The 20,222-nt window shown below is 68.7% G+C and carries 20 protein-coding genes, 2 tRNA genes and 2 pseudogenes; 9 read left to right on the forward strand and 15 right to left on the reverse strand.

The genetic code is table 11. The annotated features are described in order from the left end of the window. Window positions 1–7 precede the first annotated feature (7 nt). Window positions 8–610 (reverse strand): hypothetical protein, encoded by a 603-nt coding sequence (locus O7631_RS30880; protein WP_278147478.1) that lies wholly within the window; start codon window positions 608–610, stop codon window positions 8–10. 80 nt (window positions 611–690) lie between these two features. Between O7631_RS30880 and O7631_RS30885 the strand changes: the two genes are divergently transcribed. Continuing rightward, window positions 691–1,173 (forward strand): hypothetical protein, encoded by a 483-nt coding sequence (locus O7631_RS30885; protein ID WP_278147479.1) that lies wholly within the window; start codon window positions 691–693, stop codon window positions 1,171–1,173. 15 nt (window positions 1,174–1,188) lie between these two features. Here O7631_RS30885 and O7631_RS30890 read toward each other — a convergent pair. Continuing rightward, window positions 1,189–1,592, reverse strand: a pseudogene (locus O7631_RS30890) (type II toxin-antitoxin system VapC family toxin). Continuing rightward, window positions 1,589–1,833: pseudogene (locus O7631_RS33305) on the reverse strand (hypothetical protein). The pseudogenes O7631_RS30890 and O7631_RS33305 overlap by 4 nt, the downstream one beginning before the upstream one ends. Window positions 1,834–1,908: 75 nt before the next feature. Between O7631_RS33305 and O7631_RS30895 the strand changes: the two are divergent. Beyond that, window positions 1,909–2,136, forward strand: coding sequence for a type II toxin-antitoxin system prevent-host-death family antitoxin (locus O7631_RS30895; protein ID WP_278147480.1), 228 nt, complete (start codon window positions 1,909–1,911; stop codon window positions 2,134–2,136). Further along, entirely contained in the window at window positions 2,133–2,507 is a 375-nt protein-coding gene (locus tag O7631_RS30900; RefSeq protein WP_278147481.1) for a type II toxin-antitoxin system VapC family toxin, read from the forward strand. Before O7631_RS30895 ends, O7631_RS30900 begins: the two co-directional genes overlap by 4 nt. 35 nt (window positions 2,508–2,542) lie before the next feature. Here the strand turns inward: O7631_RS30900 and O7631_RS30905 are convergent, their stop codons facing one another. Beyond that, a complete protein-coding gene (locus tag O7631_RS30905) occupies window positions 2,543–2,806 on the reverse strand; it encodes a hypothetical protein (RefSeq protein ID WP_278147482.1) in 264 nt (87 codons plus the stop codon). 145 nt (window positions 2,807–2,951) lie between these two features. Between O7631_RS30905 and O7631_RS30910 the strand changes: the two genes are divergently transcribed. Both O7631_RS30910 and O7631_RS30915 read left to right on the forward strand, forming a co-directional pair. Then, window positions 2,952–3,539 carry a DUF4240 domain-containing protein gene (locus O7631_RS30910; RefSeq protein ID WP_278147483.1) on the forward strand — a complete coding sequence of 196 codons (588 nt, stop codon included), beginning with the start codon at window positions 2,952–2,954 and terminating at the stop codon, window positions 3,537–3,539. 374 nt (window positions 3,540–3,913) lie between these two features. Continuing rightward, window positions 3,914–4,753: a hypothetical protein gene (locus O7631_RS30915; RefSeq protein ID WP_278147484.1), complete on the forward strand. Its 840-nt coding sequence runs from the start codon at window positions 3,914–3,916 to the stop codon at window positions 4,751–4,753. Here O7631_RS30915 and O7631_RS30920 read toward each other — a convergent pair. Both O7631_RS30920 and O7631_RS30925 read right to left on the reverse strand, forming a co-directional pair. After that, complete coding sequence (locus O7631_RS30920; protein WP_278147485.1) at window positions 4,719–5,198, reverse strand: DUF488 domain-containing protein; 480 nt, start codon at window positions 5,196–5,198, stop codon at window positions 4,719–4,721. The genes O7631_RS30915 and O7631_RS30920 overlap by 35 nt on opposite strands. Before the next feature lie 585 nt (window positions 5,199–5,783). Then, the gene (locus O7631_RS30925) at window positions 5,784–6,692 is read right to left on the reverse strand and encodes a hypothetical protein (RefSeq protein ID WP_278147486.1); all 909 of its coding nucleotides are present in this window, start codon (window positions 6,690–6,692) and stop codon (window positions 5,784–5,786) included. 271 nt (window positions 6,693–6,963) lie between these two features. On the opposite strand from O7631_RS30925, the gene O7631_RS30930 reads away from it, so the two are divergent. The 3 genes from O7631_RS30930 to O7631_RS30940 all read left to right on the forward strand — a co-directional run bounded on the left by O7631_RS30930 (window position 6,964) and on the right by O7631_RS30940 (window position 8,525). Further along, window positions 6,964–7,644, forward strand: coding sequence for a hypothetical protein (locus O7631_RS30930; RefSeq protein WP_278147487.1), 681 nt, complete (start codon window positions 6,964–6,966; stop codon window positions 7,642–7,644). A 333-nt stretch (window positions 7,645–7,977) separates the two neighbouring features. Beyond that, a complete protein-coding gene (locus O7631_RS30935; RefSeq protein WP_278147488.1) occupies window positions 7,978–8,310 on the forward strand; it encodes a hypothetical protein in 333 nt (110 codons plus the stop codon). After that, window positions 8,307–8,525 carry a hypothetical protein gene (locus O7631_RS30940; protein WP_278147489.1) on the forward strand — a complete coding sequence of 73 codons (219 nt, stop codon included), beginning with the start codon at window positions 8,307–8,309 and terminating at the stop codon, window positions 8,523–8,525. The genes O7631_RS30935 and O7631_RS30940 overlap by 4 nt, the downstream gene beginning before the upstream one ends. Window positions 8,526–8,646: 121 nt before the next feature. Here the strand turns inward: O7631_RS30940 and O7631_RS30945 are convergent. From O7631_RS30945 to O7631_RS30970, 6 genes are all read right to left on the reverse strand, one after another. Continuing rightward, window positions 8,647–8,723: transfer RNA gene (locus O7631_RS30945), tRNA-Ile, on the reverse strand. Window positions 8,724–8,789: 66 nt separating this feature from the next. Next, window positions 8,790–10,475, reverse strand: coding sequence for an insulinase family protein (locus O7631_RS30950; RefSeq protein ID WP_278147490.1), 1,686 nt, complete (start codon window positions 10,473–10,475; stop codon window positions 8,790–8,792). Next, window positions 10,472–11,419 carry a hypothetical protein gene (locus O7631_RS30955; RefSeq protein WP_278147491.1) on the reverse strand — a complete coding sequence of 316 codons (948 nt, stop codon included), beginning with the start codon at window positions 11,417–11,419 and terminating at the stop codon, window positions 10,472–10,474. Before O7631_RS30955 ends, O7631_RS30950 begins: the two co-directional genes overlap by 4 nt. Before the next feature lie 55 nt (window positions 11,420–11,474). Further along, on the reverse strand, window positions 11,475–12,713 hold the full coding sequence (locus O7631_RS30960) for an NAD(P)/FAD-dependent oxidoreductase (protein ID WP_278147492.1): 1,239 nt from the start codon (window positions 12,711–12,713) through the stop codon (window positions 11,475–11,477). Further along, entirely contained in the window at window positions 12,703–14,820 is a 2,118-nt protein-coding gene (locus O7631_RS30965; RefSeq protein ID WP_278147493.1) for an MMPL family transporter, read from the reverse strand. Before O7631_RS30965 ends, O7631_RS30960 begins: the two co-directional genes overlap by 11 nt. A 500-nt stretch (window positions 14,821–15,320) precedes the next feature. Beyond that, window positions 15,321–15,393: transfer RNA gene (locus O7631_RS30970), tRNA-Asn, on the reverse strand. Between the two features lie 295 nt (window positions 15,394–15,688). Between O7631_RS30970 and O7631_RS30975 the strand changes: the two genes are divergently transcribed. After that, on the forward strand, window positions 15,689–16,093 hold the full coding sequence (locus O7631_RS30975; RefSeq protein ID WP_269682837.1) for a hypothetical protein: 405 nt from the start codon (window positions 15,689–15,691) through the stop codon (window positions 16,091–16,093). Window positions 16,094–16,157: 64 nt separating this feature from the next. Here O7631_RS30975 and O7631_RS30980 read toward each other — a convergent pair whose 3' ends face one another. The 3 genes from O7631_RS30980 to O7631_RS30990 all read right to left on the reverse strand — a co-directional run bounded on the left by O7631_RS30980 (window position 16,158) and on the right by O7631_RS30990 (window position 20,172). Then, window positions 16,158–17,165: a sugar phosphate isomerase/epimerase family protein gene (locus tag O7631_RS30980; RefSeq protein ID WP_088988140.1), complete on the reverse strand. Its 1,008-nt coding sequence runs from the start codon at window positions 17,163–17,165 to the stop codon at window positions 16,158–16,160. Window positions 17,166–17,377: 212 nt separating this feature from the next. Continuing rightward, a complete protein-coding gene (locus O7631_RS30985) occupies window positions 17,378–17,863 on the reverse strand; it encodes an ATP-binding protein (RefSeq protein WP_278147494.1) in 486 nt (161 codons plus the stop codon). A gap of 194 nt (window positions 17,864–18,057) precedes the next feature. Next, window positions 18,058–20,172, reverse strand: coding sequence for a ThuA domain-containing protein (locus O7631_RS30990; protein ID WP_278147495.1), 2,115 nt, complete (start codon window positions 20,170–20,172; stop codon window positions 18,058–18,060). Window positions 20,173–20,222: the final 50 nt, after the last annotated feature.

Raw genomic sequence — 20,222 nt, forward strand, 5'->3', positions numbered from 1 at the left:
CAAGACGTCAGCTCGCCGTGCCGGGCCAGACCGTCACGCGGATCTTCCAACCGCCACTCATGGGTTCGACAAACTCGACGAAGGCGACATGCAGGTCGTCTCGGGTGCGGACGCAGTACCGGCTTCCCTTGATGTATCGGGATTCGGTCGTCGCGAAGCTGCTGAGTAACGACAGGCAGTCCTGCCGCTGCGGTGTGCCGGACCGATCCCACTTCGCCAGGCCGGACCAGGCCGGGTAGCTCTGCACCGAGTTGCCGCCGTCGTACATGTCGATGCTCGGGTCCGGGCCCGTGGCGACCGTCGGTGGGTCCGCGTCGAGGTCGACACCGTTGTTGTTGAACAGCAGTTCATAGGGACCCGCGCTTGTGCTCTGCTCCGAACCGGCTTGCGTCGGCGTTGTCGGGGCGCCAACCGTGCCCGCCGAACTGGGCGCGGCGCTCGGCGCAGCAGCACCTTGCTGACCGTTGACCGCGCCGAAGCCGCCGACCTGATAGACGAAGGCTGCGACGCCTACGATCGCGGTGACCAGGCCCGCGATGGCGGTGAGCATTCCGACCATCGATTCCCAGAACGGTGCCCGCAGTCCGGAGCCGTGCTGCGGATCCCTCACACTCTTCCTCCCGCCGCGGGCCCTTCGCGCTGATCATCGCACGACCCGACCACTCGGCACTGACCACTCAGCCCGACCGTGTGACCGACGCCTTCGGCGTGCCGGGCATCGACAGTCGTAGGATGCCCGGCGTGGGATATTCGGTGTGGCCCTCCGGCCGTCTGCACCTACCGGAGTCGGACGACCTCGCGGCGGCCGCCGCTGCCAAAGCCGCGATGGCCGAACAGGGTGGTTGGTACGAACCCGATGCGTCTCGGTCGGACGAAACACTCGTCGACCTAGCGTGCGAGGCACGAGCCTCCATTACCCGCGACGGAGACTGGATCGAGTTCGATCATGACGATGAAGGTGACCCCAAGTGGTCGAAGCAGGCCATCGCCTTCTACGTCGCGATCGCGCCGTTCGTCCGCTCCGGGGTCGTCCACATCGAGGGCGAAGACGGTGCTCGCTGGTCCTACACCTATGCCGCTGGGCAGATGACTCAACAGGGTTGGAACGGTTGGGACGGATCCGTCGAGCCGTTCGGCAAGTACGTGGATCTCCCTGACCAGGACCACCGATAGTTGCGGTAGCCGCCGTCAGTTCGGCGCGAGCAGTCGGATCTCGCAGCGGACACCGCTGGCCTTGGCGAGCCGACCATCACCGGTGACCAGTGGACAGGCCATCAACTCGGCCGCCGCGACATACGCTGCGTCGTAGGCCGAGGCATTGCCCCGCAACTGCCACATTCGGTCGAGCAACGTCGACACGGCAACCTCGTCGATGACCAGCGAAGGCAGAGTGTCGACGGCCTCCTGGGCCCGAGCGAGGCCGAGTTTGCCACCGAGGAAACCTTGCCCCTGATCACTGACATGACTTCCAGCAGAAGATGCCCCGGCGCCGCCCAGTGCGGATCTCCGGTCAGTTCTGCCCGCGCCGCGTGACCCAGCGGCCCATCATCGACCAGAGCATCGGCCAGGACTGACGCGCCCACGACAATCATGGGGCACCGTCGCGCTGCTCCCGCTGCTCGGCCAACTCGGCGGCACTCTCCCCGGGAAGGCCGCCAGCGCCATCAGATCGCCGGCGAAGCGTTCGAGTGTCGCCGGGCTACGCAGACGTCGAGCCTGGGTCTCCACCAACTCCAGCAGGTATGCCTGGAGCGACTGGCCACGCACCTTGGCTTGGGCAGCTAAGGCATCGCGTACTTCTTCCGGAACGTCCGTGATCTGGAGAGCAACCACTCATGCATCATGCATGCATCATTGCCCCGCCGGTCCTGAACGACTCGCCAGATCGTCACCCACAGATCCGGGACCATGCATGATGCCAAGACCCACTTGTCACGCATCATTGAACGGGTGGAACACGGCGAAGAGATCATCATCGACCGGGCAGGCACTCCGGTGGCGAAGGTCGCGCCGTTGGTGCGGCGAGCCAACCGCACCGCAGTCGGCTCCCTGGCCGGCCAAGTGGATCTCTCCGGTGACTGGGATTCACCTCAGACCGATGCCGAAATCGCCGGCGATTTCGGCATCGGCGCATGACCCTGTTATTGGACACTCATGTCGCATCGTGGGCGATCACGGGCGATGAGAGTCTCGGCGACGAGTTCCTCGACCGGTTACGCCACGACCCGGACATCTTCCTCTCCCCGGTCAGCCTGTGGGAGATCACGATCAAGAAGAGTGCGGGAAAGCTCACCGGCCCTCCTGACCTGGCCGAGCGCGTACGGGACATCGGCTTCCGCGAACTTCCGGTGACCCACGCCCACGCCATCGCCGCGAGCCGCCTACCACTGCATCATCGCGAGCCCTTCGACCGCATGCTGGTAGCACAGGGATCCATCGAAGGGATGGCCCTAGCCTCCCGCGACGCGTCAATAGCCATGTACGACGTGGATGTCCTCAAGGTGTGATGGATCTTCTGCAGCCGGCAAGCACAAGACGCAGATCAACGGGATGTCGCGACGTTAGGTGGATCGGGGCGCTGACGTCGCCGCAGCAACACGGCTGACACCAGACTGCCCACGCCGACGACCGCCCACGCTGCGGCAAATGCCCACCGCCACGGCGAGGGGTCTCCGATGGCCACGACAACCCACCCGGCGGCCAGGAAGAGCCAGATGCCTCCCATGACGAAACCCTGCTTCGGCGTCTTTGCTGTCTGCCACCACGGGTTTTTAGCTGGCTTCATATAGGCGATCGTCGCACTCATCACGGCACCGCGCCGCCCTGCCGCCTACCGCTCCGCTGCCTGAATCCGAGTGCACCGTGAGTCCGCAGATCGTGGAACAGACCTCGTCGGTTCAAGGGGCAACCGACGCCAGATGCGCCACGGCCGGACCGTTACCGTCCTCGACGTGAACGTGGCGGAATTCTGGAAGTTCCTGGAGCGATCAACCGAGGAGACGACCGACCCGACCCAGCGGCTCGATTGGTTGGCATACCGGCTCAGCCGCGTCTCGCTTGACCACATCGCTGACTTCCAGCTCCACCTGGAGGCTGCACGACGTCCGATCGACACCTACGCCATGTGGGGCGCAGCCAACCAGATCATGGACGGCCTCTGTAGCGGCGACGCGTTCTGGTACTTCCAACCATGGCTCATCAGCCAGGGGCAGCGCTGGTGGCAGCACGCCGCCCAGAACCCCGACAACCTCGCCGACCTGCCCGCCGTTCGTGCGCTCGCCGGCAGCAGCCCTTGGGAATGGGCCGACGCGGATTGGCCGCACTGGGAAGGACTCACCTACGTGGCACCCCGCGCCTACGACCACATCACCGGACGTGAAGACAGCCTCGATGAAGCGCTGGAAGCCCGGGGCCACCGCACGTACTGCGACCCGGAACCAATCGATCAACCCTGGGACAGCGACAGCCTCGCCCAGATCGAACAACGTCTGCCGCGCCTCGCGCGCCTGTTCCCACGTCAGCACAACGTGGAGCCCTGACCGGAGTACGCGGACGCTCCTCCACCGGGCGGTGGGCCGTGCTGTACAGGCTCAGCGCGGACCGACAGCGTCGGTCGGTACTTCGATGCGGTTCGTCTGGTACGTCGACAGCATGGCTGAACAGGAAAAACGGTTGGTCAGGCGGGCGGGACTCGAACCCACGACCGAGGGATTACGAGTGGCTTTCGCGGCGGAGAATGCGCCCACTAGCTGCAACTACAGCCACAGCCAAGGCGACTCCCTACCACTGCAACCACTCTCGCTTGCACCACAAGCGGCACCATACGCCCTATGCCGATCCATCGATCCCATGAGAACCTGAATCCCTGGCGTGATCGCACGGCTACCTACGGCTACCTCCGCTGGAGGCGCGCATGGCCCAGATGTCGCTCTTCGGTCCCAGTGAGGCCGGACCCGACCCGAAGCCGGCCGATGACCGCATTGTGCGGCTACAGCTCCTAATCACCGTGAAGGCTGCACCGAACCCCTCAGAGAAGTACGGAGAGACCGTCTGCGTAGCGGGGCTACGGACGGACGTACTGCGGCCAACGTGGGTTCGCCTCTACCCGATCAATTTTCGACATCTAGACAGCGACGAGGCGTTCAAGAAGTACGACATCGTCTCCATTGACGCCAAGCCGGCACGGCAGGACCAGCGGCGCGAAAGCTGGAAGCCAATCATGGAGCGGATCCACAAGGAACGCCACCTCGACGGCTGGAGGTCGCGACAGCCGTTGCTTGACCCAGCTATCGAGGATTCGATGTGTCGCCTCAACCGCGATGCTCAGAAACGCGCAGATGCGCAATCGCTGGCACTCGTGCGTCCCAAGGAGGTTCACGCTCTCAAGGTCACACCCCAGTCCGGCTGGACCGCTGACGAGCAGCGCAAGATCGAGGCTTACGCGAGTCAGCCCGACCTCTTCAGCGGCCGGAGTAGGTCCCCGCTACAGGCGCCCCGCTTTAAGGCGGCGTACCACTACCGCTGCCACGAGCCTGGGTGCAACGGACACAAGCAGCACGTCATCGACTGGGAGCTGGTAGCGCTACAGCGTCGGCTCGCCGGCTACTCCGATGCTGCGCTGCGGGAAGCTCTGGAGGCCAAGTTTCTGGGAGAGATGTGCGCGCCGAACCGTGACGTCGCCTTCTACGTCGGCAACCAGGCCAAGCGCGTGCGCGTCTTCAGCGTGCTGGGCGTGTACTGGCCGAAACGATAGGCATCCGGCCTTCGATTGCGCGCACCACGACCTGGCGGTGGCACCGGCTCTCATCCGCCTCGAAACAAAGCAGCGCCACCAGCTCGCGTCGCGCCGTCTCGGCGAGCACGTCGAGCGCCGCCAGGGACTCAGCGTGGCGCAGCCGAGAGGCGTACACCGCGCGGGCGGATCGCAACTCCTCCGAGTTTCCACCGAAGCCAGGGCGGTTCTCCTTCGGGTTACCAAGCTCCCGGCGGTGCTCGTAGACGATGCCTTGCGCGGCGAGCGCCTGGCTGAGCGCTGACTTGCTGAAGCCGCGCTTGCGAGAGATCGGCGTCATCCGGACATCGACTAGGCGCGTCACGCCCATGTCCGCGAGGCCGGTCACGAACTCATCGAGGGAACGGCCCTCGTAGCCGACACCCAGGATACCGGCCCGGTGACTCACAGCTAAGGCGACGCTCATCGGGACACCCTTTCATGACTCTTCTCCCATGACCATCGGGACGGTCAAGAAATGGGCCGCCCTGCACAGCTCCGAACGGAATCGACCGAAGAAGGCAACGGGACCGGTCGGATTGGGCTGCGGCATCCAAACCCCTGAGACAACGCCGGCACCATGACTCTGCCGCAGCTGCTCGACGTCCCCGAGCCCCGCTACTGCGATTCCTACGGCCGACCGGTGCCGAAAGGGCCGCTGGTGGCCGGGCTCGGGTCGGGCTGCGCGCGGGAGCGCGGTCTCACTCCACCCGCCGCGCCCCGGCCCCGCTCTGACGCGCACGACGGGCCAACTTTGCTCGACCTACTCAACCAGAAATGGAAAGAACCCACTGCTATCGGATCGCCGGGCAATGTGGTGTGCCGGCAACGCACCGACGCGGAGCACGAAGCCGTGCGGTGGGCGTAACAGCGGCGGCACGAGGTGACCGATGGCTGACCGCAGTGAGGCGGGACGGTGGATGCGGCACGTCGAGATCCTCAACCAGCACCGGCGGCTATACCGGCGCCGACTACGGGCCAGACAAGTAGGCCGATGGTGCCGGTGATAGGTCTACCCCCCGGGAGGCTTCCGGCGGCGCCGCTTCCGCGGCCCTCTTCCCGACCCCCCATCGGCCGGACCATCGTTCAACCCCTCCGCGACCGCACGCCCCGCCCGTTCCCTGCGGGCCCTGCGGTACGTCAAGTAGGCGACGATCGTGCCGCCCAGCGCTGCTATCCCGGTGCCCGCACCAACCGTGAACTTGCCCAACGCGGAGCCGATCACGTTCGTTCGGTTCTGGACCGTGTCCTCCACCTCAACGTCAAGGTCAAAGAATCGGGTGGGGAACAGCGGAACCGCACTGTCGCCCCGCAAGCTGGTCACGCCGATCTGCAAGTGCAGTTGCCCCGGCTCCTTGCCGACGAGCACGGACCACCGCCACTCGGCGACGTCACCCGGTTCGGCGATGGTTTGTTCGGTCGGGCTGAGGGCTCTGACGGTCGCGCCGATCCCGTGCCACGTCAGTTCCACCTGCACCCGGCCACCAACGGTCACGTTGCCCAAGTTTCGGACGTCAGGCGGTGGGGTCGAGTGTGGCCGCCGAGAGCTGTCCGTGGGCGATGCGCTGTAGCAGGGGGACGTACTGGGTGCGCACACAAGCAGGGAGATGGGGAACGACTCGCCGACATCCGTCTGTTGCCGCAGTCGCGCAGAAGCGGTGCCGTTGTACAGGGCGGCACGGTCGGTGATGAGGGAGTTTATGTACTCGTTCTGCTTCGACTCAGGTCGGGCTTCGACGCTGCGAGTCGGCTGTTCCGGGCCGTGCGAGGGCACCGGAGGGCCCTGCTGGTAGCGGGCTGACTGGGGCTCTAGCAGCAGTACCCCTACCGAGCATAGGGCCAGCGTCGAGCCGATGATGGCCGCCACTGTGGCGATCCGGACCACTGCGCGGATCTCTCGGGTGTAGAGATGCAGGCCCACACGGAACCTCCGTTAGTAGCCGTCGAGTCACGGTAGGTGTCAGGGGTTAGCCCGTCATCCGCCTCTTGGGGGATGGCTCACTAGACCAAAATGGGCGGATCCGCGCCGCCCGCCTCAACCACAGCCGTCGATCTTCCGCCACATGCGTTGAGTAGGTAAAATAATGGCAGGGGGTGACGTATGCCCATCGGGGCGACACGGCGACGCCGGCGCAGTGTCAACTTCCTGACCTCGTGGGCTTCGGTTGACGTCATCGAACAACTCGCCCGCGATGAAGGCGTCGTCGATGACTGCGGGAACCCAACCGCTGCGCGATGACCCGCATCATGCTGGCTTACACCGTGCGTCACCGACCGAAGGGCTGGCGGCCATGACCACCTCGGTAACCTGCGATGCCCCGGTCCCCGGCCAGCGCGCCTGCGGCATCAACGCCATCGGCCGGTGCGGACGCTGCGGGGACGCGTTCTGCCTCTCCCACCGTGCGGTCAGCTATGGCATTCCCTTCGACGACCAGTGCAGCACGTGCCTGTCCGCCGAGAGAAACACCGCCCGGCAGCGTCAACGTGACTCGGTCAGCGAACTCGACCGGGCACGGGAACGCATCAGTGCAGCCGCAGCCCGGCTCGCCCGCTCCGGGTTGGAGCCACACCCCCGCTTCATGGTCACCGGCTCAAAACGGCGGGGCCTGCTTGGTCGGCGCACCGAACCCGTCCTGGAGCCACTCGAACCAGCGTGGATTGTTGGCCGGTTCAAGTGGGACCAGCAGGAATTATGGAACCGTGGGTTCCTCGACACCTACGACACCGGGGTCACCCCGTCGGGGAAAATCGTGCCGATCGGCCCGGCGCCCTCGTACACGGTCCGCGACGTTCAAGGGCTGCACAGGGAAGCGGATGTCCTCGACATCGCGAACACCATCGAAGGGCTAGCAGACAAGGCCGGCCGTGGTTGAGTGCGGCGATCCTGCCTACGTGGGCCGAGGCATCGACAGGAGACAACCGTGACCGCAGCCGCGGCCGTGTGTGAAGTTCCCGCCTCATACGGCAGCAACCGCCCCTGCGGGTTGCCCGGCGTGGGCCGCTGCCCGCAAGACGGGCGCGTGTTCTGCGTCTCCCACCGCGTACTTAACCCCATCCCGTACGGCGGGCCAGACGGTGACCTGTGCGCCGTGTGCGCCACCAACCCCATTACCGGTGGGTCGACGCGGGCCGCTGTAGAAGCCGAAGCGGAAGCTGAGCGGCGGGGGCCGTTCGACCATGGGGTACAACGGCTCCGTAACCTGCGGGTGCCTCTGTCGACCCGGCGTCAGTTCGCCGGCTGGAACGAACCCGGGTTCTTCGCCAAACTCGGTGGGGCCACCGCCACCCCCATCTTGGAGCAGATGGAGCCGGTGTGGCGGGTTGGCCGCTTCGAGTGGAACCAGGTCGGGGCGGGGAATCGAGGCGACTGGTCCACGTACGAGACGGGGGTGACCGCCTCCGGTGAGATCGTCGCGATCGGCGACCCGCCCACCTACCGGGTGGATGATGTGACCGAGCTGCGCAACCCGTACGACATCACCCTGATCGGGCAGGCGTTGCAAACGCTGGCGGACAAAGCTGAGCGGCGGCGAGCATGATCGGCGACGACGCGGGCCGGTTCGTGGTTCACGCCGACCGCGACGGTGAACTCACCCATGAACACTGGTCACCCGAAGGCTTCCGCGCCACAGACCCCTGGTGCTGGTGGGAAATCGCATCGACAAGGGCCAGGCAGATCATGGCGCAGACGCAGCGGATCGTTAACGGCCAGAGCGATGGGGTCGTCAACCACCTTAGGAGGCGCGGCAGATAAGGGGTGACGGCCCGACTAGACGGGGTTGTGGCACGCCCGCAGGGGGTGCCCAAATCTGCACGGTGCCCCCACGGTGCCCCCAGCAATCCGTAAGTCCTTGATCGTGTTGCAGTGTTTGTGCTGGTGGGGCGGGCGGGACTCGAACCCGCGACCGAGGGATTATGAGTCCCCTGCTCTAACCGGCTGAGCTACCGCCCCTCACACCGCGCCGGATCTTATCCCGGCCGGTGGATCACGGGCCAGCAGCGTTCCGGCCCCACCTCATCACCGCCGTCGTCGCATCAGCAGCACGATGGGCAACGCGAGGATAACAGTGAGCACCCACCCGACCACGATGACGCCCCAGAACCACGTGTCGTCCTCCGAGCCTTCCTCGGCGACGAACATGCCGATGGTGAGTAGCAGGAAGACGCCGCCCATGAGCAGGGTGCCGAGCCCGCTGAGCACCATCACCGGGACCTCCCACCAGGCACGCCTGGCGGGCTCGGGCTGGCGCTCGATGGGCTTGGGCTGCGGGATCTGGTCGGCGCTGCGGGCCGGCATGGTGACGTGCCGGTCGGCCGGCACGCCGGCGTCGATGGCCTGGATCGTCCCCGGGGGCAGGCCGAGCATGGTCGGCTCGATGTGCAGCACGATGGCGTCCGCGCCGATGAGTTGGCGTGCGCCGTCGGGCCAGGCGAGCATGGCGGCGCAGTCGGCGTAACGGACGGTCAGGGGCCCGTCCGTCTGCAGGTACGTGACACCGTCGACGCCGAGGCGGATGCCCCCGGCGCCTTCCCGGGCGCGGTACGTGGGGCCGTCGACGGTGTCGGCGGAGTGGGTGGGTGCGGCGGTGAAGCCGGCCCAGTCGGCGGTGTGACCGCCGGGCACCATGAGCAGCGCCGAGGCCATCACCTCGCCGGCCACGTCGTGCAGGTCGGCGACGCTGACGGTCTTCAGCTCGGCCCGGTATTCGTCGAGGGTGAGGTTCGGCTGCCCGGTCAGCAGGTTGAGGGCGTACCCGGGTAGTCGTGCGGCGTCCACCTCGGTGGTGGCCAGGAGGTCTTCCCTCTTGGCGATGGTGGCGTCGAGGTCCGCCTGTTCGATCCGGCCGACCCGCATCTTGGCGAGTACGTCGATGAAGCCGCCGAGCACGGCGTCCTGCTTCTCCGCCAGCGCGTCAGCGAGTGCCCGCAGTGTGGCGTACCCGTCGCCGCGCGGCTCGTACGCGGTGGTGGTGGTGTAGGACAGGCCGGCGTCCTGGCGCAGCGACCGGTACAGCTCGCGTTCCAGCACACCGGCGAAGGTGCTGGCGGCGGTGCTGCGGCGTACCACCGAGTCGAGCACCACGGCGCGGGCGCCGCTGACGAAGTACGCGGGGGTGGTGGGCAGCGCCGACGACGCCACCGGCACCGGTTGCCGGACCCCGCTGGGCAGGGTGAGCCGGAGCCCGCCGGGGACCCGGTCACCGGCGATCCAGAGCACGGCGTTCTCCCTGGTGAACCAGCGGGCCACCCATTGCCGCAGGTCGTCGGCGGTGAGCGCGCTCAGGCCCCATTCCGGGTAGCTGCTCAGGCCGAAGTCGCGGGCACCGTAGCGCCACAGCGGGATGTCGTCGACGGCGGCGGACCCTCGGCTGCTCCATTCGGTGCGCAGGATCTCCTTCTCGACGTCGAGCCGCGCAACCGGCAGGTCGGAGAGGTGCCCGCAGACGGCGGTGAGGAACGCCGCGATGTCCGCCTCGGAGCCCTGGGTGTGGAACGTGGTGAACGCCGGAGCGGTCGCGCCGTTGACGTGGTAGTCGGCCAGGCCGAGCGGGGCGAGCGCGAGGTGTTCGATGAGGTGGGTGATGCCGGCGCGGGCGAGCGTCTCGTCGGCGGTGCCGACCCGGAAGGTCAGCCCGGCGTGCATGGGCCCGCCGGTGGGGGCGAGCAGCGTGGGCACCCCGTCCACGTCCAGGTGCTGGATCATGAACGACCACCCTTCGCGTACGCCTTGGCGCGGTACTTGGTGAAGCCCTCTGCGTCGTCCACATAGGCCCAGGGGTATTCGCTGCCGAGGTTGCCGAGGGCGGTGAACTGGCTGGCGGCGGCGGGCCACTGCTCGGTCAGGCTGAACATCAGCGCGAACGTCGAACGGACCCAGACCCAGTCCGCCTTGTCGACGTAGTCGGGGTGCAGCACCGACCGTTGGCCGCACCGCATGATCTCGTCCACGACGGGTGTGCTGCGCAGGTACTCCGTGCGTTCCCGTTCGGTGTCGAAGTCCAGCCAGCGTTCCAGGTGTGCCTCGGCGACGAGCGCGGCGTTGGGTGCCCCGTCGGGCGCGGCCTGGGCGCATTCGCGGGCGAAACCGAAGGCCCGGTCCCAGTCGCCGCTCCACTTCGGGCAGAACTGTTGGAGCAGGCTGGCCTGCGCGGGCAGGTGGTGGGGGTGGTGTCGGGCGAGCCTGTCGTAGCGGCGACGCGCCTCGTTCTGGCCGAGTTGCAGGCCCCGGGCGAGGGTGATCCGCTGTGTCCAGGCCGCCGCGTCGTCCTCGTGCCGCGCGGTGACGTCGATCAACACCTGCTCAGCTCGCCGCAGATGGTCGTGGAACTGGTGGAACTGGCTGCGGCTGACGTGCTGGGCCCGGGCGGCACTGCGGATCCGCCAACCGGTGCTGATGAGGCAGTTGCCGAGCAACGTGCCGGCGAGGGCGTCGGTGGGGTCGTCGTCGTACACCCGCCGCAGGAACGGCTCGGTCCCTTCCTGGTCCCCGGCGGCGGAGACCAGCAGCGTCCGGTGGGCGGGCTCGCGGTCGGCGAACAGCGCGCGGACGGCGGGCCAGTCGGCGGCGTCGAGCGCCTTGCGAAGGTCGTTGACCTCGGGGTACGCGGCACCAGCATCGAAGGTGGGGGCTGGCAGAGGGGCGGGCATGGCGGGGATCATAGGTGATCAACAAGGGCCGCGTGGCCCCCGTTTCGAGCCGGGCTCAGCCCGCCCGCAACTCCTTGAGCACAGCCCCGGCGGCACGCCAGCCGCTGGCGAGGGCGCCCTGGATGGACGGGCTGTCGCGGTGGTCACCGGCCACGAACAGCCCCTCCCCCATCGACACGGGTTTGCGCAGCCGCCCCTGCGGTGGTGGCGCGGCGGGCAGCGCCTGTGGCACGGCGACAGTGGTGAGGTGTGTCCAGTCGGCGGTGGACTGACCGTACAGCCGGGTCAACTCGGCCCGGATGGTCGGCTCGGGTGGGGCGGTCGGGCCGACCACGGAGGTGGCGACCAGGTGCCGTCCGGCCGGCGCGTAGGTCGGTGCGGCGTTGCTGAGCACCACAGTGTTGGCCACGATCTCGCGCCGGTCGCCGTCGACGAGCAGGATCGGTTCGGCGAGCGGCGGCTCGGGAGCGCTGTGGTAATAGGTGGTGTAGCTGTGCATGCGTACCGTCGCCAGGGCCGGCACCAGCGCGGGTGCGGCGGGTGGGTCGACGGCGACCACGACGGCCCGGCAGCGGATGTCGCCGGCCTGGGTGCGCACCCGGCCGGGGGCGACCTCGGCGACCGGGGTGTCCAGGTCGAGCAGGTCGGCGGGGAGCGGGGCGGCGACGGCCCGGGGCAGCGCGGCCATCCCCTCGGCGGGCAGGCCGATGCGGCCGCGGGCGAAGGAGCGCACCACCATCGCGAGTACGTGACTGGAGGTGGCCAACTCCCGGTCGATGAACACACCGGACAGGAACGGTCGCAGCAGCTCCTCGATGATCGCATCGGAGAGACCTGCCCGCCGTAGTGCCGTCTCTGCGCTGGTCTCCGGTGCGGCGAGGAGCCGGGCGGCGGGCAGTGTGGCGCAGCCGGCGGCGAGCGCGGCGAACCGCAGCCGGTCGCGCAGCGAGCCGACGCCGGCGAGCGCGGTGCCCGGGGCGCCGGTCGGTTCGCGCAGCGGGTTGACCAGCCGCAACAGGTCGTCGCCCTTGCGGACCAGCACGCCGGAAGTGAAGTACCGAAGGTCGAGGCGATCGGTGTCGAGCAGCGTGCCGAGCCGTGGGTACGCGGTGTTGAGCACCTGGAAGCCCCGGTCGATGAGGTAGCCGTCGACCACGTCGGTCGCGACCCGGCCGCCGAGCCGACCGCTGGCCTCCAGCAACCGCCAGGGCACCCCGGCGCGGTGCAGCCGGCGGGCGGCGGCGAGCCCGGCCAGGCCCCCGCCGACGACGACCACGTCGGTCTCAGCCAGCATCGCGTGCCTCCCGCTCACCGTTCGCCCGGGACAACCGGCCCGGCCACCAGATCTTCGGCCCGATGTCGTACGCCAGTGCGGGCACCAGCAACGACCGGACGACGATGGTGTCGATCAGTACCCCGATCGCGACCGCCGTACCCAACTCGACCAACACCACGAGCGGCAGGACGGCGAGAGCGGAGAACGTCGCGGCGAGCACAATGCCGGCGGAGGTGATCACCCCACCGGTGACGGCGAGGCCGGCGAGCACACCGGCGCGGGTGCCCCGCCGAACCGACTCCTCGCGGACCCGGCTCATCAGGAAGATGTTGTAGTCGATCCCCAGGGCGACCAGGAACACGAACGCGAACAGCGGGAACGACGAGTCCACGCCCGGGAAGTCGAAGACGTGGCGGAACAGCAGCGCGCAGAGGCCGAGGGTCGCGGCGAAGCTGAGCAGCACTGTGGCGATCAGCAGCACCGGGGCGAGCAGCGCCCGCAGCAGCAGAGCCAGGATCACCGCGATGACCACCAGCACCACCGGGATGATGACGTTCTGGTCGCGCTTCGCGGCGTCCGAGGTGTCCACGTTGATCGCGGTGAAGCCACCGACCACGGCGTCCGCGCCGGGCACCTGGTGTACGGCGACGCGCAGCTCGCGGATGGTCCGCTCGGCGCCGTCACTGTCGGGTGGGTCGGTGAGGGTGGCGTCCAGCTGTACCCGCCCGTCGACGACCTTCGGTGCGGCGTTCGGGTCCGGCGGGCCGGTCTGCGGGCCGGCGGAGAGAGGGCGGACGTCGGCGACGCCCCGCACGCCCTGCGCCACCTGGGCGACCTGCCGGGCGGTCTGCTCGGTGGTGAAGATGGTGGCCGGGCTGCCCGTGCCCGCCGGGTAGTGCCGGGAGATCACCTCCTGGCCGTCGACCGAGTCGACGCGTTGGGTGAACAGGTCGGACTGGCCGAGTGTGGTCGCGCCGAGCTGGGTGAGCCCGAGCGTGAGAAGGGCCAGCACCACTGCGGTGCTCAGCCAGATCGGTCGGGCGTGCCGGGCCACGAAGCCGGCGATGCGGCTCCAGATGCCGTGCTCCAGGCGCGGGTCGGCCTGGTCCTCGCGCGGCCGCCGGGGCCAGAACGCCCACCGACCGCCGAGCACCAGCAGCGCGGGCAGGAAGGTGAGCATCACCAGCAGGGTGGCGGCGATGCCGATGGCGGCGACCGGGCCGAGCGCCCGGTTGGAGTTGAGGCTGGACAGCAGCAGGCAGAGCAGGCTGACGATGACAGTGCCGCCGGACGCGATGATGGCCGGCGCGGCACCCTTCCAGGCGGCGCGCATGGCGGCCCACGGCCGATCGTGGCGGTGCAACTCCTCCCGATAGCGGGCGATGAGCAACAACGCATAGTCGGTGCCGGCACCGAACACGAGCACGGTGAGGATGCCCTGGGCCTGCCCGTTGAGCTTGAGCACGTCCGCGTCGGCCAACAGGTAGACGAAGACCGAGGCCAGGGCGTACGACATCCCGGCGGCCAGCAGCGGGAAGATCCAGAGCACCGGGCTGCGGTAGACGACCAACAGGATGATCAGCACCACGACCAGGGTGACCAGCAGCAGTGGCCCGTCGATGGCGGAGAACACCTCGATCAGGTCGGCGAGCAGACCGGCCGGGCCGGAGACGTCGACGGCGAGGCCGTCCCGATCCCCACCGGTGATGTCCCGCAACTGGTCGACGACGGTGCCGATCTCCTCCCCCTCGGCGTCGTCCACGGGTACGACGACCTGGAGGGCCTGACCGTCCTCGCTGGGGATGGGCGGTGGTAGCGGCGTGACCACGCCGGGCACCTGGGCGAACCGGGCCGCGTCGGCGCCCACCCGCTGCCGGTCCGCGTCGGTGATCCCGGAGGGGCGCTCGTAGACGACCAGAGCCGGGATGGTCTGCCTGTCGACGAACTGGCCGGCGAGGTCCTGGGCCCGGGTCGCCTCGGCGTCGGCGGGCAGGAAGGCGGCGTTGTCGTTGGTGGCGACCTCGCTGAGCCGTCCGGCGTACGGGCCGGCCACACCACCGATCACCAGCCAGGCCAGCACGACCGCCACCGCGACCAGCGTGGCCCTGCCACCTCGTCCGGACATGCGTACTCACTCACCCCAAGGATCGGCGCGTCGGTCGACGCAGCGGAAGCCTGGGTCGACATCGACCATCCTGCCGGCCGGAAGCCCGCAAAGCGGCCCAAACCTCACATTCCGCCTCGCGCCTCCGCGCCCTCGCGCCCTCGCGCCCTCGCGCCCTCGCGCCCTCGCGCCCTCGCGCCCTCGCGCCCTCGCGCCCCGCGCCCCGCGCCCCGCGCCCCGCGCCCCGCGCCCCGCGCCCCGCGCCCAAGATCCTCACAACATCCCCGATGTTGCTGCCTCCGACACGCAGGAAGCAGCAACATCGGGGATGTTGCTGCTTCAGGCACGCGGGATACAGCAATATCCCCGAAGTTGCTGTCACGGGCGGCGGGCGGCGGACGGCGGACGGCGGACGGCGGACGGCGGGCGCACGAATACCGGGCTGCGGGCCGCGCGCGCCTGAACACCGGGCGCACGAAGACGCCCGCCGGCATCAGGCCGACGGGCGCTTGGTGGAGAAGCTCCCCCGATTGGACTCGAACCAATAACCTGCCGGTTAACAGCCGGCTGCTCTGCCAATTGAGCTACAGGGGATCGTGCACCGCCCGGAATCGGATCTCGCCGACGCCGTGCGACGGGACAAGAGTACAGGACTTTCCCCGGTGGCGGTCCAGTGGGTTCCACCCCGACACCCGATGATCAAGATGCGCAGGTCAGCATCCCTGACGCATCGACAAACAGGGTAAATCGCCATCCCGGCCCAGACATGCTTGAGCGGGGAGCAGGATGGGTAGTTAGCTGCGGACAGAGGACGCAGGCGCGAACAGGTCGCCTTCCGACGGGGCAACTCGCCGGAGGCGACGGCGCGTCAGGTACGGAAGGAGCCGCCATGCGCGGAAAGATCATGTTTCTTGGCGGGCTGGCTGCGGGATTCGTCCTGGGCGCCCGTGCCGGCCGGGAGAAGTACGAAGAGCTGGTGGTTCGGGGCCGCAAGGTGCTCGACCACCCGACCGTCCAGGAGGCGGCCGGGGTCGCGCAGGCCCAGGCGAACAAGCTCTACAGCGAGGGCAAGGACAAGCTCGGCCAGACCAAGCTGGGCGAGAAGCTGGGTAACGGCAACGGCAGCACCGGCAAGCAGGAGCTGACCGCCGCCGACGACGCGTTCGCCGGCACGCCCGCCACGGTGGGTGCCAAGGCGGGCACCAGCACGGTCGGCACGACCTCCGGGTCGCCGTCGTCCACGAACCCCCGCACCAAGCCGTCCGGCTCGGGCACGAACGCCAGCACGCTCTGATCCACCGCACCTCGACGGGCCGGTCGCCGCAGGGCGACCGGCCCGTGGTCTGTCCGAGGTGTGATCAGTCCTTGCTGCTGAACGCCGCGTCGAAGGCGGCGCTCGGAGCGTCGAAGGCGAGCCGGCGGACGAACTGCAACGCCTCCGGGGCACCGACGAGCCGGTCCATCCCGGCGTCCTCCCACTCGACCGAGATCGGGCCGTCGTAGCCGATCGCGTTCAACGCCCGGAAGCAGTCCTCCCAGGGCACGTCGCCGTGCCCGGTGGAGACGAAGTCCCACCCGCGGCGCAGGTCGGCCCAGGGCAGGTGCGAGGCGAGCCGGCCACGCCGGCCGTCCCCGGTGCGCACCTTGGCGTCCTTGCAGTCCACGTGGTAGATCCGGTCGGCGAAGTCGAAGATGAAGTTCACCGGGTCGAGCTCCTGCCACACGAAGTGCGACGGGTCCCAGTTCAGCCCGAACGCGGGCCGGTTGCCGATGGCCTCCAGCGTCCGCTTCGTCGTCCAGTAGTCGTACGCGATCTCGCTCGGGTGCACCTCGTGCGCGAACCGCACCCCGACCTCGTCGAACACGTCGAGGATCGGGTTCCACCGGTCGGCGAAGTCCTGGTAGCCGCGCTCGATCATCGACGGCGGCACCGGCGGGAACATCGCCAGGGTGTGCCAGATCGACGAGCCGGTGAAGCCGACGACAGTGTTCACCCCGAGCTTCGCGGCCGCCCGCGCGGTGTCCTTGATCTCCTCGGCGGCCCGCTGACGGACCCCCTCGGGCTCGCCGTCGCCCCAGATCCGGGCGGGCAGGATGTCCTGGTGCCGCTCGTCGATCGGGTGGTCACAGACCGCCTGACCGACCAGGTGGTTGGAGATCGTGAAGACCTGGAGGTTGTGCTTCGCCAGGGTCTCCTTCTTGCGCTCGACGTAGGAGTCGTCGGCGAGTGCCTTGTCGACCTCGAAGTGGTCGCCCCAGCAGGCGATCTCCAGACCGTCGTAGCCCCACTCGGAGGCGAGTCGGCAAACCTCCTCGAAAGGAAGGTCGGCCCACTGGCCGGTGAAGAGCGTGATGGGTCGCGCCATTGTTCTTCTCCCCTGTTGTAATGGGGATTCCAGGTGCGGACCGGGGCGAGGTGACCGGACGTACGTGACACCGGGCGGTCACCGGTGGGTGCAGCGGTACACACCTGAGCCCGGCGGGTTGCGCCTCCCACCGGGTCACCGGCCACCAGCACGGTCGCCGACCCCACCCTATTTCCGTGGCACCCCATCGCGAAAGCCCCGCGGCCCGATCATCACTCGGCCGCCTCCTCGGGCGCGGGCAGCGCGACCCGTACGGTGAAGCCGCCACCGGCACGAGGGCCGGCGGAGAACGTGCCGCCGAGCCGCTCGGCGCGTCTGCGTACCCCGAGCAGGCCCTGCCCGGCGGGGTGGGCACTCGCGCCGGACGGCGCCGGTGCGGCGCCCTCGTCGCGTACCTCGATGGTGATGCCCGTGGCGTCGTAGCGCAGGCGGACCGCGACCGGCGCGCCCGGAGCGTGCCGGCAGGCGTTCGTCAGCGCCTCCTCGATGATCCGGTACGCCACGACGTCGACCGGGCCGGGCAGCGGCCGAGGGTATCCGGCGAGGCTCCAGCGCACCGGCTGGCCTGCGGCGAAGCCCTCCACCAGCGCGTCGAGACGGTTCAGGCTGGGCGCCGGCCCGGTCGACGGGTCGGGCGCCTCGGCCCCGTGCAGCAGCCGGTGCCCGTGCTCCTGCACCATCCGGCGCCACTGCGCCATACGCCCCATGCTGGTCAAGGTACGGCAGTGCGCTGTGAGCCCGGCTCCGGGCGGTGCCCGCCGGGAGGGTGGAACGGCGTGAGCGTCACACCTGCCCGTCGTGGAGGTGACGAGCAGGTGTGACGCTCACCGGGGCACTGCCCCGGGAGAGGCCGCCGTCAGGTCGGGACGGCGGCTCCTCCCGGCTCAGTCGGTCAGGGCAGCGTCCACTTCTGGTTGGCCGCGTTCAGGCAGGTCCAGAGGTGCACGACGGTGCTGTCCGCCGAGTTGTTGCCGGAGACGTCCAGGCACTTGCCCGAGGACGGGTTGCGCAGGGTGCCGTCGGACGCCGCCGCCCAGTTCTGCGCCCCGCTGCCGTTGCAGGTCCAGAGCTGGATCTTGGTGCCGTTGGCGGTGCCGCTGCCGTTGACGTCCAGGCACTTACCGAGTGCCTTGATCGTCGAGTTCGGCGTCACGGTCCAGGTCTGCGCCGCGCTGCCGTTGCAGGTGTAGATCTGGATCTGGGTGCCGTCGGCGGTGCCGCCGTTGCGCACGTCCAGGCACTTGCCGGCGAGACCCTTGATCGGGCCCACCCCGTTCGTGCCTCCGCTGCCCTTGACGAGTGTGAAGTCGTCCAGGTCGAAGAGCCCCGTGCCGCTACCGGTGAAGGTGAGGTAGAGGTTCTGGGTGCTGGACGGGACGTTCGACAACGCGGTGGTGACGTTGGCGTAGGTGTCCCAGCTGCCGGTGTTGGGCACCGCCACCGAGCCGAGCACCGGGCCGGTGGCCGAGCCGGTGCGCACCTGGATGGTGCCGCCCGCGCCGCCGGAGACGACCCGGGCGGTGAACGAGGTGACCCCGGCCAGGTTGACCCCGTTGTACGCGGCCCAGTCGCCCGGCTCGATGTAGCCGAGGGTCTGCCCACCGTTGGCGCCCGCCTTGGTGAACGCGGAGACCCCGTTGGCCGAGCTGAACGCCTCGGCCTGGATCGTGGTGTTCCCGGTCGGCGGTGGCGTGGTGCCCAACTCCTTGATCCGGATGTTGCGGAAGTAGGCGTCGTCACCGGTGCCGTGGTTCTGGATGCCGATGTGGCCGGCCAGGGAGCGAACCGGGTTGGTGTTGGTGAAGTCGTTGATCTTCACCCCGTTGAGGAAGATCTGTAGCCGCTCACCCTCGACCAACAGCTCGTAGGTGTTCCACTCCCCCGGCGCGTTCAACGCCGCGTCACGGGCGGCGATGTCGGCCGACTTGAACGTGTAGACCGCTCCGGTGGTGCGGTCGGTCGCGTCGGTCGCGTCGATCTGGATCTCGTAGCCGTTGTCCACCGCCGACCACGGATCACTGGACGGTGGGAAGCCGATGAAGATGCCGGAGTTGTCGTCCCCGGCCAGCTTCCAGTCCAACTTCAGCGAGTAGTTGGTGAACTGCTTGGCGTTGTACCAGAACAACCCCATGCCACCGACCGAGGTCAGGGTGGCGTCGGAGTTGGTGAAGCTGCCCGGACCGGCCTGCGACCAACCGGTCGTCGAGCCGTTGTAGATCGGGGTGTAGCCCGTCTCGGGCCGGCAGTCGGCCTTGCTCCGGCCGGAGGCGTAGCGGATGCCACCGAGCAGGTGGTTCCGGAAACCCGACTCGGCGTACGACGCCTGGGTGTGCCCGGCGCCGGTGTAGAAGGACCGGCCGCCGTTGTAGCTCTTGCACCAGCTCAGCGGGTGGTCCGCGCCCATTCCACCACCGGAGTACGACGACTCGTCGAGGGTGGCGAGCACGTGCGCGGTGGACCGGGGGTTGGTGCGGTAGTTGTACCACTCGTCGGTGCGGGTCCAGGTCTGCGGCAGGTGTCCGGTCGCGGCGTGCCCGCGGTCCTCCACCTTGATGTTGGCCTGCTGGATCGCCGGGTGCGAGTTGAACCACGCGCCCACCAGGTTGCCGTAGAACGGCCAGTCGTACTCGGTGTCGGCCGCCGCGTGCACACCGACATAGCCGCGTCCGGAGGCGATGTACGACTCGAAGGCGGTCTGCTGGCTGGCGTTGAGCACGTCGCCGGTGGTGTTGAGGAAGACGACCGCCTCGTACTGGTTCAGGTTGCTGGTGGTGAACGCGGCGGCGTCCTCGGTGGCGGTGACTGTGAAGTTGTTCGCCGCGCCCAGGTCGCGGATGGTCTGGATGCCGACCGGGATCGCGTCGTGCCGGAAACCGGCGGTCTTGGAGAACACCAGGACGTCGTAGGGGGCGTCGGCGGCGCTGGCCGGGGTGGCCGGTGTCGTACAGGCGATGACGGCGAGTGCGGCCATGGCCGCACCGAGGACGGGTCGTAGGCGTCTGCGCATATCGCTCTCCTAATCGCGGTTAGGAGGGGCCCCAAGCCCAAGACTAGGCG

The sequence above is a fragment of the Micromonospora sp. WMMD967 genome (genome assembly GCF_029626165.1).
GTDB lineage: Bacteria > Actinomycetota > Actinomycetes > Mycobacteriales > Micromonosporaceae > Micromonospora > Micromonospora taraxaci.

Bases quoted from the DNA above. Each gene is read 5' to 3' on its own strand.
- O7631_RS30915 (WP_278147484.1), top strand. From the start codon at position 3,914: ATGGCCCAGATGTCGCTCTTCGGTCCCAGTGAGGCCGGACCCGACCCG.
- O7631_RS30950 (WP_278147490.1), bottom strand. From the start codon at position 10,475: ATGATCCAGCACCTGGACGTGGACGGGGTGCCCACGCTGCTCGCCCCC.
- O7631_RS30955 (WP_278147491.1), bottom strand. From the start codon at position 11,419: ATGCCCGCCCCTCTGCCAGCCCCCACCTTCGATGCTGGTGCCGCGTAC.
- O7631_RS30900 (WP_278147481.1), top strand. From the start codon at position 2,133: ATGACCCTGTTATTGGACACTCATGTCGCATCGTGGGCGATCACGGGC.
- O7631_RS30985 (WP_278147494.1), bottom strand. From the start codon at position 17,863: ATGGCGCAGTGGCGCCGGATGGTGCAGGAGCACGGGCACCGGCTGCTG.
- O7631_RS30980 (WP_088988140.1), bottom strand. From the start codon at position 17,165: ATGGCGCGACCCATCACGCTCTTCACCGGCCAGTGGGCCGACCTTCCT.
- O7631_RS30990 (WP_278147495.1), bottom strand. From the start codon at position 20,172: ATGCGCAGACGCCTACGACCCGTCCTCGGTGCGGCCATGGCCGCACTC.
- O7631_RS30895 (WP_278147480.1), top strand. From the start codon at position 1,909: ATGCATGATGCCAAGACCCACTTGTCACGCATCATTGAACGGGTGGAA.
- O7631_RS30960 (WP_278147492.1), bottom strand. From the start codon at position 12,713: ATGCTGGCTGAGACCGACGTGGTCGTCGTCGGCGGGGGCCTGGCCGGG.
- O7631_RS30965 (WP_278147493.1), bottom strand. From the start codon at position 14,820: ATGTCCGGACGAGGTGGCAGGGCCACGCTGGTCGCGGTGGCGGTCGTG.
- O7631_RS30930 (WP_278147487.1), top strand. From the start codon at position 6,964: ATGAAGGCGTCGTCGATGACTGCGGGAACCCAACCGCTGCGCGATGAC.
- O7631_RS30975 (WP_269682837.1), top strand. From the start codon at position 15,689: ATGCGCGGAAAGATCATGTTTCTTGGCGGGCTGGCTGCGGGATTCGTC.
- O7631_RS30905 (WP_278147482.1), bottom strand. From the start codon at position 2,806: ATGAGTGCGACGATCGCCTATATGAAGCCAGCTAAAAACCCGTGGTGG.
- O7631_RS30940 (WP_278147489.1), top strand. From the start codon at position 8,307: ATGATCGGCGACGACGCGGGCCGGTTCGTGGTTCACGCCGACCGCGAC.
- O7631_RS30920 (WP_278147485.1), bottom strand. From the start codon at position 5,198: ATGAGCGTCGCCTTAGCTGTGAGTCACCGGGCCGGTATCCTGGGTGTC.